The organism is Candidatus Thiodiazotropha sp. AKIB8, from assembly GCF_058244675.1.
This window is the reverse complement of the sequence record NZ_JBSYOO010000046.1, coordinates 88,264-102,456: the sequence shown is the minus strand read 5'-3', so window position 1 is coordinate 102,456 and position 14,193 is coordinate 88,264. Positions and strand designations below refer to the sequence as shown.

Genomic DNA, 14,193 nt, shown 5'->3' with positions numbered 1-14,193 from the left:
CTGGCTGAGCAGTCTGCCTTCAGGCCCCTCTATTGAGGATATTGGCATTCAACCACTTTTTTGTTTCATAAAACCACGGCCCTATATCAGATAGGCGCAATATCTCGAATCTCTGCCCCCTGCTCCAGGGTAACAGAATGGAGAGTATCGACTTCAATCTCCCAGGGTGTCCTTTCGGTAGTTTCAATACCTCTCCTTTTTTCAGAAGATAGATCAGAAGTAGATCGATATCGCCCCAAAACCATCTTGTTTTAACACCCGCTTTATACTCGGGAGGCTCAGATCGACTCTCATCTGAAGCAAGGGAGAGCAAAATTTGTGGGAAATCCACACCAGCATCAATTGCCAATTGCAGAGATCCCCAGAAACGACCATTGATCTCCATAATATAGGCATTGCCGCTCTGTTCATCATATTTGAACTCGACCATAGCCACACCATGCCAACCCAAAGCGCTCAACAACTTCTGACTGTAATCATCAACTACCGGATCTATATGCTTGCTTTCACGCAACACGCTCACCCCACCTGATGGTGGTTTTTCCCGAATACGAGAGTGGGCGAACTTAGCGATACACTTACCTGAATCAAAGCAGTAGAACGCCCCATAACCGACACCGGAAACTCGTTCCTGTAATATTATCGGATAGACTTCTGCCACATAACTCATCAATTTCGATTCAAGCTCCACTCTATCTTTGGCGTAGTCGACGGCGGTGGAGACCCATCGATTACCTGACTTGACTCTCGAGCGCACCGGCTTCAGTACTACAGGGTAGCTCAGTTCATCTCCCGCCAGCTTCTCTTCTATTTCCTCTTTGGCGGATATAACCAAAGAGGCGGGTACTGGCATACCAATGGATTTTGCCAGTTCCAATATATGGTTTTTATCTGCTGCCGCATTGATTGCTGAGTCATCTGCTATCGGTATTACACAACTCTCAGGAAACCTATGCCTATGCTTCGAAACCAGCAACAGACAGACGTCAGTCACAGGCATCAATACCTGAATCTGTTGCTCCTCTACCACCTGAACCAGAAAATCCAAAAAGGCTTCTGGGGCTTCTCTTGGACTGGGGTAGGCCAGCCCCTGATAGCAATACTTAGAGGAGGAAGCCAATGAGGTTTCAGATTCGGAAGCAACAAAAATCTTATGTCCTGTGGATCCAAGGGATCGGGTAACCGCAAGCGCAGCCCGGGCATACCCGTCTGTTACAAGAACATTCATCTCAAGGAACCTCTGAGCAACTCTTGACCAAATAGATTGTCGACCCTAAAACGTCGATTAAAGCCACACCCCATGGGCTCTTCATTCGAGGCACGAACCCCATACAACGCTCCACCATTGTGAAGATCCACAATGCAGAAACAGCATCTAGTGATGAGGTATCGATCCATGGCCTATTCAGAAGATGCTTAGAAAATATTCAGGATGGTACATAAAAAAACAGGCTTGTTGCGGGAATTATTGGTATGGACATTAATTCTCGGCAGCGCCATCGGATTCGAGTCTTGCGAAACATACCCTCCTCCCATGATGAATCCCATCTGGAAACCGGACTCAGCGACAATTTTCTCGATGGTAGTGTCACAATTTCCGTTTGGATAGGCAATTGCATTGACTTCAGTACCAATCTTCTCTTCGATAAGTTTTTTCGACTCTGAGATTTCATATCGGGCATCATCAGGCTCAATCTGAGTAAGAATCCGGTGACTCAATGCATGTGAGCCAAAGTTGATGTTCGACGCAGCCATCTTCTCTACCTGCAGCCAAGTCATATAGGTGTCATATTTCAGATTAACCAACTTCTCTTTCTGGTGCTCTCTCAATCTATCCAAGGTATCGTAAATTTCTGCATAATCCCTGCTTTTCATCGCGGTAACTGCACTGCGCAAGGTATGTGTGTCCGACACCGCTTCAATTCCGGTAAGTTGTTTGAGAAGCGCTCTATCCGCATCATCCTCACTGCTATTCAATTGGGAAAACCGGGCCAGCATCTCTTCCTGCCAAAATACCTGTTCTTCACCGATATAGTTATAAGGAAGGAATATGGTTGCTGGAACCCCCTCTTCTGCTAATGGCGCTTTGGCATATTCATAATTATCCTGCCAACCATCATCGAAAGTCACCAGACAGCCATTCGAAACCATCTCTCTGCCATTAAGCAAGAGATCCTGTACCTCATCAATACCAATAATATGAAATTCACTTTTCAACCAACTCAACTGCCTGCGAAAAAGATCGCTATCGGTAATAATCCCGGCAGTCGAGTTTATTTTTTCCAGCATCTTCTCTGGCAAAATACGATGGTAGGCAAGTACAAAAGCTTTATTACGGAGCTTTCTGTTTTTAACAAGTGACAACAGCCCTGAATAGTATAAAAAGTAGGCAATGGTATTTTTTATGGTCGTCTTTATCAGTCGCATAGGGTGCGCGCTCTTGTTAAAAAATGGATATTTCCATGCAGAAAAAGCCCTTACCTCAACTGGCCCAGGTAGAGGGATCAATCAGGAACATACTCATGTATCCGACTATACAGACCGCTACGATACTCCACTTTCAAGCTATTCCCAAGTCCTTGCATTGACCTCTCCCGACTCCAAATAAATGTTATAAATACAATCGATTGCAAACAGACAGCAACAAATAATTGCTGACTGGAGAGGCAGAGCACTATGAGTCGCTGCATCTTGCTCTGGATTGAGGATATAACCCTATTATTTCTGTTGTAGTGTATTAGCCAGACAACATCCGATACCATAGGGCGGAAGGAACAGGTTCATTGGACGTGTCATCTATGACTCACCGAGCCTGAAGTAGTGAGCATCATATTTGGAGTCCGTAATGAGTAGCGAGATCGACCAGTACCTGATCAGCCAGGAGCCTTACTATCAACCTCAGGAAGACGAAGTCGAACTCTATATGGCAGCCTACGCCGAGAGATTACCCGTCATGATCAAGGGGCCAACGGGATGTGGCAAATCCCGTTTCGTCGAACATATGGCCTGGCGACTGGGCAAACCGCTGATTACTGTCGCCTGCAATGAAGACATGACCGCATCAGACCTGGTGGGAAGATATCTTCTCGATGCAGAAGGAACCCGGTGGCTGGATGGCCCATTGACCATTGCTGCCCGTATCGGCGCAATCTGCTATCTGGATGAAGTGGTTGAGGCGCGTCAGGATACCACCGTGGTAATCCATCCCCTAACCGACCATCGACGTACTCTGCCGTTGGATAAAAAAGGCGAAGTAGTCAATGCACACGACGACTTCCAACTGGTGATCTCCTACAACCCTGGTTACCAGAGCCTGATGAAAGATCTAAAGCAATCCACCAAACAACGCTTCTCAGCGCTCGACTTCGACTACGCACCAACCGCACTGGAATCAGCAATCATCGCTAAAGAGACAGGCATCGATGAGGAGAACGCCACTAAGCTGGTTAAGATTGGTGAAACCGCCCGAAACCTTAAGGGACATGGTTTGGATGAAGGTATCTCCACCCGCCTCTTGGTCTATGCAGCAAGATTGATCAATCGTGGCATCAGCCCCAGAGCGGCCTGTCGTATGGCTCTGGTCAGGCCCATCACTGACGATCAGGATATTGTTGCCACCCTGGATCACGCTATCGAAGCAGTTTTTGGTTAACCCGTAGCAGATGACGCCATTGGCACAATGAATGATTCGCAATTAACAGCCTACCGGGAAACACTCAGTTGCGGTTTTGAACAGATCGACCCGATCTTTCCTGATTGTATGGAGCAGGCAGAACAGTTACTGACGCCCAGCGGGGTTGAAGCACTACTGGCAGGGGCATCCCTCACCTGCAAGATTGGTCGGGGCGTGGAACCTGTAATCGTGTTTCTCGAAGAGATGCCTGAAATGGCAACCCGGGTAGGTGAACAGGTCATACCACTAGTTTCCCAGACAGTGTGGAATATATCCCGTAGCCCCAACGGCAAGGCGATTCTCCCTTTCTTGCAGATGTTGCCTGAAGCAAGCCGCAGACTCAGTAGTACGGATCTCATGGAGCATTTCATCCAGATGATACTGGATATGATGGCGCAGACCTCTGGCTCGATTCATGGATTCCACTCCACCATACCCAGCCCATCGCTCCCTGACCTGTTGCATAAACTTCCCTATCTGTTGAGTCAGCTCTCTTTTGAAGGTTTGAACAACTGGATCGACTACGGAGTTCGTAACTACCGTACTCATCCACAACGGCAGATCGACTATTTCAGCCTGCAATCTGCTGATAGTCGCGCCATTCTCCAGAGGGAACGCCACGGCACCCTGTTCGCCGACAACGAACGTAAACTCGATCTCTATCTGAAATCCATGTGGCGCAGTAAAGCCCATTTCGTGCCCTATTCAGAAGGGTTTGATGAGATGCGTAAACCCATGCCCTACTTTGACTCCCTGGGCATTCGGGTACCGGATGTTTATGACGACCAACATAGTGTTTCAGGTATCGACCGCTATCGAATACTGCTGGCCCATATCGCAGCCCATCAAAGCTGGACCACCCCTATTGTGGCTGATAACTACAGCCCTTTTCAGCGGGTAGCTATCGAAATCTTCGAAGATGCCCGTATCGATCTGCTTGCCATCCGCAAATACCCTGGCTTGCGTTCAACCTTGTTAAAGCTGCACCCCGCTCCTCGAGAAGAGGATTGTGACCCGGAAAAAGAGTCATGCATACGCCATCGCCTGGCGATGTTCTCCTACGCTACCCTGAACCCGAACCATGGCTATACCAATCCGGACCTACTGGAGTTTCTGGGACGTTTCCATGACGCATTGCAGGCAGGTTTATCAACCACTCAGGAGATGGCCAGCCTGGCAATATCCTACATTGCCCGTACCCGCAGACAGGCTGATCTCTCAGCAAATGTCTACTTCACTGATACTGAAGTAAGCTACCGTGACGATAACCGGCATATGTGGGTCTTCATCGAAGAGGGCGATGAAGAAGAGATGTTCAACTCTGAGCAGAAGCAGAAACAACTGGAAGAAGAGGTTCAGGGACTACCCCCTCGCCACTATCCTGAATGGGACTATCAGAGCAAGACTTATAACCCAGACTGGGTCAGCCTCTATGAGAGCTTACACCCCCAGGGAGACCCTGGCTTCATCGATGCACTGCTACATAAGCACCAGGCCTTGGCAAAGCAGTTGAAACGCATGCTGGATCTTCTAAAACCGCAACACTATGTGCGTATTCGTTATCAGGAAGAGGGTAGTGAACTCGACCTGGATGTAGCCATTCGGTCGCTGATCGAATTCAAAAGCGGTACTAATCCCGACCCCAGAATCAACATGAGTCATCGAAACGATGGCCGTGATATTGCTGTAATGTTGCTGATTGATCTCTCAGAATCGGTGGATCAAATCCCTGAAGGCTGCCAGCAATCCATTCTGCAACTCAGCCAGGAAGCAGTATCCCTGTTGGGATGGGCTATTGAACAACTAGGTGACAGCTTTGCTATTGCCGGTTTCTCATCGAATACCAGGCATGAGGTACGCTATCAACATATCAAGGGGTACGGTGAGCGCTGGAACGATGAGGTGAAGGGACGTCTGGCAAGCATGCAGGCTGGCTGGTCGACCCGAATGGGGGCGGCAATTCGTCACTCCGCCCACTATCTGGGGGCAAGGCCTGCTGATAAAAAGCTGTTATTGATTCTAACAGACGGCGAGCCGGCTGATATCGATGTGCACGACGACCGTTTGCTCATAGAGGACAGCCGCAAAGCGGTACAGGAAGCCGATCAGGATGGCATCTATACCTACTGCATCAACCTGGATCCCAATGCAGATAGCTACGTCCGGGATATCTTCGGACGTCAATATACGGTTATCGATCGGGTAGAACGGTTACCGGAACAGCTTCCAAAACTGTTTATGGCCCTGACCAGATAACATCTGCATATAGCGAAGGGAGGGGCAAAGTATCAAAGCGCCTTCTCCTACTGCTCTTCTTGGCTGCATGCCTCTGCACCGGTTGACTCAGCACACCCCATAATATTTATCCGTTTCGGTAATAATAACCTTCTACTGGATTCCCAAAAAAACAGAATAAAACAGATATCACCGATTCAACTTATGCATGTATAATCATTTGTTTTTCGACTCAATAAGATACCGGCTTCCAGCGCAATGAAACAAACTGACGATCTTCGTATCAAGGCCATCAAGGAACTTACTCCCCCGGCTCAAATCCATCAGGAACTGCCCCTTACTGAAAAGGCCTCAAATACAGTTTTTAACACCCGTCAGCAGATACACCAAATTCTGCATGGTGAAGATGACCGTCTACTGGTGATTATCGGCCCCTGTTCAGTACATGATCCTGAGGCCGCTCTGGACTATGCCCAACGACTTCAACTGGTAAGAGAGTCCCTGAAAGATGACCTTGAGATCGTGATGCGGGTCTATTTCGAAAAACCACGCACAACGGTAGGCTGGAAAGGATTGATCAATGACCCAACTCTGGACGATCGATTCGAGATCAATAGCGGGCTTCGCCTTGCGCGCAAGCTGCTGCTTGATATCAATGACATGGGCATACCGGCTGGTACCGAGTATCTTGATCTGATCAGTCCGCAATATATCGCCGACCTGATCAGCTGGGGTGCGATCGGTGCACGCACCACTGAGAGCCAGGCTCACCGCGAACTCGCCTCTGGTCTCTCCTGCCCTGTTGGATTCAAGAATGCGACCAATGGAAGCATGAGGGTGGCGCTGGATGCGATACGCTCCTCATCACGCCCGCACCACTTCCTATCGGTGACCAAAGAGGGCAATTCAGCCATCTTCTCCACCCATGGCAATCCCGATTGCCATGTGATTCTCAGAGGTGGCAGTCGCCCAAACTATGATTCTGAAAGTATCAACATTGCTTCAGATGAGATGGAAAGCAATGGACTCAAACCTCGTATGATGGTCGATTTCAGCCACGCCAACAGCAGAAAACAGCATCCTCGCCAGCTGCTGGTTGGACGGGATGTTGCAAGCCAGATCGCCAGAGGTGATGATCGCATCATGGGTGCGATGATCGAAAGCTTCCTCACTGCCGGAAGGCAGGATAGAGTTGAAGGCGAGACCCTTACCTACGGACAGAGTATTACTGATGCCTGCATTGGCTGGGATGACAGCGTACCGCTGCTGGAAACCTTGGCGGAAGCGGTAAGGCTGAGACGAAAAAATGCCGTTTAATTACTTGAGCATGCTGAAGGTTAATCGCTTATCAAGGATTGAAAGGTTTTGATTGGCAGCTATAACCAATGATAAGAAGCAATACTAAGCAAGTGTAACAGGATAGTACGGCATGCCCGAAGAAGCGATTGAGTTACTGGTTTTAGGAAATACAACCCCTGAAGTAGAAACATGCCTGGACACCCTCCGCAATAGCGGTACAGCGGCTCACGCTATACGAATCGATCACGATGCTGATCAGCTGGGCGCGGAACTGAAGAAAAAGCACCCCCTGGATCTACTGATTTACACTCTGGACAACGACGCTCTGGAGATCAATCAACTACTCGCTTTGCTTGTCGCTATCAGTCCATCAACCCCTGTCATTGCTGTCGACGAAGAGCCCAGTGATGAGATGCGAATCGATCTGATGCGACAGGGTGTTACCGACCTTGTGGAGCGAAAAAACTTCGACCACTTAGTACAGGTCATCCTGAGAGAGTATAAAAACCTCAAAACCTCACGTCGCCTTCAGCATATTGAACATCAACTTGAAGAGGCTGAAGAGCGCTGTGACGCACTGACTGAAAGCTCTCGTGATGCAATAGCCTATGTCCATGAAGGCATGCATGTCACCGCCAACCGCGCCTATCTAGAGCTGTTTGGCCTGGCCAGTGAGGAAGAGATCGAGGGACTTCCAATCATGGATATGATCGCCTCTTCCGAACATGCTGGATTTAAAAAGCTACTGCGGAAACTGAGTGCTGATAGTGAACACTCCAGTGAGATGAAGACCACCTGTGTACGCAGCGATGAAACTGAATTCAGTGCTGAGCTTCACTTTACTCCGGCCAGCATCGATGGCGAGCCCTGCACACAAGTGGTTTTTCGTGATCAATCGATCACTCGAGAGGTTGAAGAGAAACTACGTCTGCTCAGTACACAAGATGTCCAGACTGGACTCTACAACCGGCAGTACTTTATCACCCAGCTGGAGGAGGAGGTTAAACGCTACAGCGCTTCTGGAGGCAAACGTAGTACCTTGTTCTATATCACCCTCGATAACTTTACCGGAATCCGCAGCCAGACAGGAATAAAAACGAGTGACGCACTACTGCTTCAAATCGCCGGCCTGCTGCGCAGCACGGTATCGAATCAGGAGGTTCTGGCCCGTTTCGGGGATCATACCTTCACCATACTGACTAGTGAAAAAGAGCGGAAAAATGCAGAAAAGACTGCCAAACAGATCTGTAGCGCAATAGAGAATAACGACCAGGAGATCCAGGCGACCTGCAGCATCGGCGTTGCATTCTCATCAGAGAATTTCTCCAGTGGGAATGACTATATCACCCATGCGTATCAAGCGTGTGAGCAGGCAAGATCTCAAGGTGGCAACAGCTACTATATTGCTGATGCAACTGTACCAGCGTCAGAAACAGGCACTTCTGGTGAGGCCAATCTGTCAGCCTTGATTAGATATGCCTTTGATAACGATACATTTCAGTTGGCTTATCAACCTATCGTCAGCCTGCATGGTGATACACGCGAAAACTATGCCGTCACCATACGCCTGCTTGATGAGAAAAAAGAGGAGATTCACCCAGACCATTTCCTGAGTCAAATAGAAGAGATGGGTAGGACACCCGAGATGGATCGATGGGTAATCCGGCATGCGATAGAGGAGCTGGCCAAGCAGCGAAAAAAGGGCAAAAAGATCACCTTCCTGATCAACATATCTGGCTCGTCGCTGGATGATGATACCTTACTACTATTTGTCTGCGACTGCCTAAGGGATTACGAAGCCAAGGGATCATGGGTAACATTTCAATTCGATGACACCGATGCCAGAACCCATCTGCAAAAACTGCAGAAATTTGCTGAAGGTTTGAAAAAGATCAAATGTAAAACCTGCATCGACCATTTTGGCCTGGCAAAAATGCCGGAAGCCATCCTCAGCAGTTTCCCCCTGGACTTTATTCAGTTCCACAGCTCATTCCTGAGTGATTTGTCTGAAAATCAGGATAAACAGGACAAGTTGAACCATTTGAATGAACTGGTTCAGGCTGAAGATATCAAAACCATCGCCTCGGGTGTTGAAGAGGCAGGAAGCCTGGCAATACTCTGGTCTATCGGAGTCAACTACATACGTGGGTATTTTATCCAGGAGCCATCTGTATCCATCGACTATGACTTCAATAGCGATTGATACCTTAAGGGCACCACTAATAACTGCTTAAAATGCTACTGGCTTAAGTAGCGAACCGGTGAATCAGAACGATTCAGTTTGGGTAAAACTCTTCCGGTTGAAATCAGCATCCCCTGAAACCTCGTCATATTGGTCTGCTAGCCAATTTACCAGGGCATGAAAGAGTTCCAGAATGTCATCGGTCGGGAGACATCATGCATGTTGTTATTCATGCTGTGCATTCCGCGCTGCATGCTGTAGGTAGAGTGGGTAATATTTTTCATCGACTCATTCATGGAGTCCATACTGGTCAACATGGGTTCCAACGCTCTGACATCCTGCGCCATAGACTCCACACTAACAGCCATAGTACGAACATTAGCTGAAAGTTGACCAACACTATCTGTCATTGTCATAAGGTTACTCGACATGACATTCATATTGGAATCAACACTCAACGCAAGAAAATGAACATCCTTTGCGAGGCTGAAAATCAAATAAAACCCGTAGGCCGCAAGTAGAATAAACGCAAACAGAGATGGGTAAACAATGAGTTCCCAACGTCTTGCACTTGTCTCAAATGCTTGAGAAAGACGATCCATGGAGGATTGACCATCCCTGACTTCCTGGCCGATATCTGCTTCTCCTGAACGATCGTTTAGTAATTTATCGTCATTTTTATCTGTCATGCTTCAATGAACCTGACTGTTACCTACCCATTACGTAGTCTTGAAATTTTAGCATAACAATTATTTATCACAATAAAAGTCTCTTTATATGCTAATAGACTTTTTCGAGAAAATTCTATTTTCTGCTGGTGGTAAGCACTTAACGATCAGGGATATTAAGATCGGGGCAAAGCCGTTTTAGACCATTGATCAAAATAGAATCACGCAAATAACCATTAAAATACAAAGGGTTATTAATAAACACCCTGATAGGTCTGCGAAATCGAATCGAGTGGGTAAATGACCCGGGGTCTGTTTCTGCAACAGCCCCGGAGATACCACAAATATTATATGGAATTACTGGAGATTTAATCTGACTCCACTAGAAGTCGCCAGTTGCTCCACGATTCATGATGTCGAGAATATACTCTTTAACCTTGATCGCCTCCTCCTTGAGCGCAGGTGGGAGTGGCTCGCCGCCATAGATCATCATATCCATGTTCAGAGTGATCAGCCATAATTTACCCGCTTTATCCTCGATAAGAGTGATCCGACAGGGTAGATAGGCTGCATAGGCATCGGAATAATCGAGCATCTCCGCAGCAGTCAACGAGTTACAGAAGAGGTAGATCTTTACAAAGCGGTATTCACTACCCATCTTTGCCTCAATATCGAGAGAAAGGGGCAGCTCACCAACATTAGACATATTGTGTTCATTTGCGACGAACTTCATGGTCTCTTCAACCTCTTCAGCCGTCAATCCATCCTCTACAGGAATCTTCCAGATACTCGCTTCAGCGGCACTCTTTGTTTCGACCAGCGACTGAGCAAACTCCTTAAAAACTTTTCCCGCACCAGGATCGAATCCATCCACTGCACTATTGAATTTTGCATAGAAGGCTACGGCACCAATCACCACCAGTAATCCAATCAATGCAAACAGATTTCTTAACATCCCCATCTCTCTCTCCAACAATCAAATTATCTTTTTTAAACTGGTCGCTCAGTGACTGACTTGCCGAGCGGCCCACTAGCACTGATTGAACCTGTAAAAACCGGCTCAATCTGGTATAAATTTCCTAACAAACAGTAAGTTGCATCACAGCCTCAGCCCTATTGGGATCAATGCAAATGGACTATTGGGTGATTCACTGTGAGACATATTTTGGATAAAGAGCCGCAGTCAGCGCATAGAACTCTTTACTCCCCTTCCCTCTTGGGTCGAGCTCGTAAACCGCCAAACCTTCACTGAAAGAGCGGCGAAAAACCGTTCTCTGACAGAGACGGTGTTTAATAAATCGCACATCCGGTAAGGAGACAAGTGCCGCTGCAGCCTCATCGGACTCCCGGATAGCATGGTGTGTATCTGCACGGTTGATAAACGCCAACAGCTCTGGTCTTTCTCCATCAACGGCTTGATCAAGAAAATTCAAAAACCTTTGCGTCGACCAGATATCAGCCTGGGAAGGTGGAACCGGTATGATAACCCGATCAGCCAGTGCCAGTGCCTGCTTCATCGATTCAATATCTGAAGCACCCACATCGATCAGAACTTCATCATAACCAGCCAGTTTTTTACGTGTGAGGGCTGAGCCACTCTTTATGTTCAGAAAGGGCTCGAAACCCTCCTCTGTTCGTACTTCAGAAACATCACTCAATGTTGCCTGCGGATCTGCATCAATGACCAGTACTTCAGCCTCTGCCATCTCCAACCAAACAGCCAGATTGAAGGTTACCGTGCTTTTACCGGACCCTCCTTTCAGACTACCGATTACCGTTATCATAAACTCCCCTTTATTATTTTGGTTTGGCCTGAGAATTTAGGCACATAAAACAAGCATTGAATCAGGTGCACACCACACGTCAATTCACTAGCGCCTTTGTTCTAAGACCGGGTCATTTCATCCATCACAAGCCAATTTTCACGCTACTCTGAAGGCCTTGAGTAGTGGTTGCTCTCCTCTCTCCAGTTGTGAGACACGCGAGGCCAATCCTGTTGCTGTGTGAGTTTATACCATGCCCCCTCTCCATCAGCACGACCGTCGTACCAATCGACTCTCCTATCGGCAATATCATCATAGGTATCAGGCGCAGCTTGCCATGATGATGGATTGGGCTGTGGATAGGATGGCCTATATCTTCCCCACCTCTCACTTGGCCAGTTATAGGCCATTGCAGGGTGAGCATAGCCTGGTGGATAGCCATAAAATGGATCGACATATGCGGGAACTGGAGCTCGGAACCGGGGAGCAGGCCTAAATCTCGGCCGTTCGGGCCAGCGAGCCGCATACCGAGGTGCTCGGTTCATATACGAACCAGCCATAGGGTACCCGGGAGGCCCATAAGCGCTTGTAGTTGGTCGAAACCTGAAATCAGGATATGGCTGTCCACGATAGGCATAGCGGGGCCCAGGTAGAGATCGAGCTATTGGAACAGAGCGGTTGGGAACTGGTGCACTAAATCTCATCGGCGCAGGCGGGGGAAAACCGTAAGCAGGCGCTGGTGAATAGGTCGGGGTGTAGTGATGAGGAGACGGATGTCGCTGAACCTTTTTCACCGGATTGAGAGGCCGATAGACATAGTGATCTGGTATTTTGATATTGGATGGACGATAAGCCACCTCTGTCGCAGCAAATTGAGGCTGCTGACCACCTTGAGGCAAGGGTCGGAAGCGATACCTGTTTGGGGTTCGCATCTGCGGTGAGTGTGCATACCTTGCCGGGCTGATTTGTGCAGCAGGATGATTCACCGCTACAGGGGGCTGTCTCCATGCTGGATTCGCTGGCGCCCTCCAAGCCGGCTGAGTCTTACCAGACCAGGGCCGGAATCGATAGTTAGAAGGCGTACCCGAAGCAGGCCAGCCTTGCCCCATCTGACCCTGCCCAACTCTTTGGTTGGGTGCGTATCGGCTAGGTTTGTAACTTAATGTCCCACCATAAGCAGGCCAATACCCCTGATTCTGTCCGGGAGCATAGTTACCCCCTGCCGTTGCAGAGGCAAACGGAACCATGGTTGTTGTAATGACGCCAGAAAGCAGTAAAGCGAACGCTGCAATTTTCATCAGGTTACCTGTTTCCTTATTTTAATCTCGTAAGATTGGGATACCCACCCAACGGATTATGGTACGAACAAATATCGTTCTGATATTTACCGAAACTAATTTGCAACTTGAAAGTTGCACCCGAATATCAGAAAAAGCCCTATTGTATAGCTCGATAACTCAAACCTAAAAAATAGAATTGAGCTATGTCACGACAGTTTAGCGGTAAATAGGCCTCTAAAAAACTGTTTAAGATATTTTTCTCTTCAAAATCTAATATTTCCATGCCTTCTCTTATCGCTTTCAGTAGATGAACAAGAAGGGATTTATTCAAACTCTACAGACTTTTACCCTTAACTGGCCCTAGGATTCTCCCACTATGGTGTCGGGTAGAGCATATGCAACGGCGGTTCCAGGGAGTAGCGTCGCGGGGCACTCCTGGAATCCCTCTCAAGGCGGCTATCGGGACGAAATCGATATTGGTTTTCCATCGAGAAACCGAAAGCCCTATCTGTTGCTGAATTTGAGGGACGAAATTGAATTGATTGGTCTGAACTGTTTCGGCGCTGGTGACGATCCTGCTCTCTCTCATTCAGAGGACGAAACCTAAACCCTCGGCCATAGGGTATGGCTCCTTGAGTTTGGGGTATCTGCCAGTGGCTCCAATTGGAGAAAGAGCTATCTGACTCGTCTCTAACTCCCAGGGTTTCCTGTTCGACAGGTGCCTGCCAGTTATTCCCAGGTATAACTCTATACTCATCCTCTTGATTCAAGGGTCGCCAGTAGTAGTGCTGGCGTTCAAAATTGCTCTGGGGAGTTTTAGAATAGGAGGGTGAAAACGGATAAATCTGCTGCTCAGCCAGCAGAGTTGTCGGCCCCAACAGGGAGATGAGCCAGAACAGCCGAAATAACATTTTGAATTGCAAACCTGCTCACTCCACGACAAGCTTGGCGTAGCTCTCGGATCTCTAACAATTACCTGACGAAAAGATCGCATGTGGACCGGCAGAGAGTTACCAAACTTACCGCGCGGCCCACTAGAGAAGGTAACCAGACTCCAGACCCTGAATAGTTACTAACCAGTGCATCCGAATAG

At 48.1% G+C, this 14,193-nt stretch carries 11 protein-coding genes; 4 read left to right on the top strand and 7 right to left on the bottom strand.

Features of this window, described 5'->3' with window-relative positions; all coding sequences use genetic code 11:
- Positions 1 to 19: 19 nt before the first annotated feature.
- Entirely contained in the window at positions 20 to 1,228 is a 1,209-nt protein-coding gene (locus tag AC4IFB_RS16145) for a carboxylate--amine ligase (protein ID WP_490780711.1), read from the bottom strand.
- Positions 1,229 to 1,416: 188 nt separating this feature from the next.
- On the bottom strand, positions 1,417 to 2,427 hold the full coding sequence (locus AC4IFB_RS16140; RefSeq protein ID WP_490780710.1) for a polysaccharide deacetylase family protein: 1,011 nt from the start codon (positions 2,425 to 2,427) through the stop codon (positions 1,417 to 1,419).
- Between the two features lie 418 nt (positions 2,428 to 2,845).
- On the opposite strand from AC4IFB_RS16140, the gene AC4IFB_RS16135 reads away from it, so the two are divergent.
- From AC4IFB_RS16135 to AC4IFB_RS16120, 4 genes are all read left to right on the top strand, one after another.
- Entirely contained in the window at positions 2,846 to 3,652 is an 807-nt protein-coding gene (locus tag AC4IFB_RS16135) for a CbbQ/NirQ/NorQ/GpvN family protein (RefSeq protein WP_490780709.1), read from the top strand.
- 27 nt (positions 3,653 to 3,679) lie between these two features.
- The gene (locus AC4IFB_RS16130) at positions 3,680 to 5,929 is read left to right on the top strand and encodes a nitric oxide reductase activation protein NorD (RefSeq protein ID WP_490780708.1); all 2,250 of its coding nucleotides are present in this window, start codon (positions 3,680 to 3,682) and stop codon (positions 5,927 to 5,929) included.
- A 237-nt stretch (positions 5,930 to 6,166) separates the two neighbouring features.
- Positions 6,167 to 7,225 (top strand): 3-deoxy-7-phosphoheptulonate synthase AroG, encoded by a 1,059-nt coding sequence (aroG, locus tag AC4IFB_RS16125; RefSeq protein WP_490776634.1) that lies wholly within the window; start codon positions 6,167 to 6,169, stop codon positions 7,223 to 7,225.
- A 112-nt stretch (positions 7,226 to 7,337) separates the two neighbouring features.
- Positions 7,338 to 9,410 (top strand): EAL domain-containing protein, encoded by a 2,073-nt coding sequence (locus tag AC4IFB_RS16120; RefSeq protein ID WP_490776633.1) that lies wholly within the window; start codon positions 7,338 to 7,340, stop codon positions 9,408 to 9,410.
- Positions 9,411 to 9,556: 146 nt separating this feature from the next.
- Here AC4IFB_RS16120 and AC4IFB_RS16115 read toward each other — a convergent pair whose 3' ends face one another.
- The 5 genes from AC4IFB_RS16115 to AC4IFB_RS16095 all read right to left on the bottom strand — a co-directional run bounded on the left by AC4IFB_RS16115 (position 9,557) and on the right by AC4IFB_RS16095 (position 14,011).
- Positions 9,557 to 9,991 (bottom strand): hypothetical protein, encoded by a 435-nt coding sequence (locus tag AC4IFB_RS16115; protein ID WP_490776655.1) that lies wholly within the window; start codon positions 9,989 to 9,991, stop codon positions 9,557 to 9,559.
- 448 nt (positions 9,992 to 10,439) lie between these two features.
- Positions 10,440 to 11,018, bottom strand: coding sequence for a DUF302 domain-containing protein (locus AC4IFB_RS16110; protein WP_490776632.1), 579 nt, complete (start codon positions 11,016 to 11,018; stop codon positions 10,440 to 10,442).
- A gap of 187 nt (positions 11,019 to 11,205) precedes the next feature.
- The gene (locus AC4IFB_RS16105; protein ID WP_490776631.1) at positions 11,206 to 11,841 is read right to left on the bottom strand and encodes an AAA family ATPase; all 636 of its coding nucleotides are present in this window, start codon (positions 11,839 to 11,841) and stop codon (positions 11,206 to 11,208) included.
- 143 nt (positions 11,842 to 11,984) lie between these two features.
- The gene (locus AC4IFB_RS16100) at positions 11,985 to 13,118 is read right to left on the bottom strand and encodes a hypothetical protein (RefSeq protein ID WP_490780707.1); all 1,134 of its coding nucleotides are present in this window, start codon (positions 13,116 to 13,118) and stop codon (positions 11,985 to 11,987) included.
- Positions 13,119 to 13,474: 356 nt separating this feature from the next.
- Positions 13,475 to 14,011 (bottom strand): hypothetical protein, encoded by a 537-nt coding sequence (locus AC4IFB_RS16095; protein ID WP_490780706.1) that lies wholly within the window; start codon positions 14,009 to 14,011, stop codon positions 13,475 to 13,477.
- Positions 14,012 to 14,193: the final 182 nt, after the last annotated feature.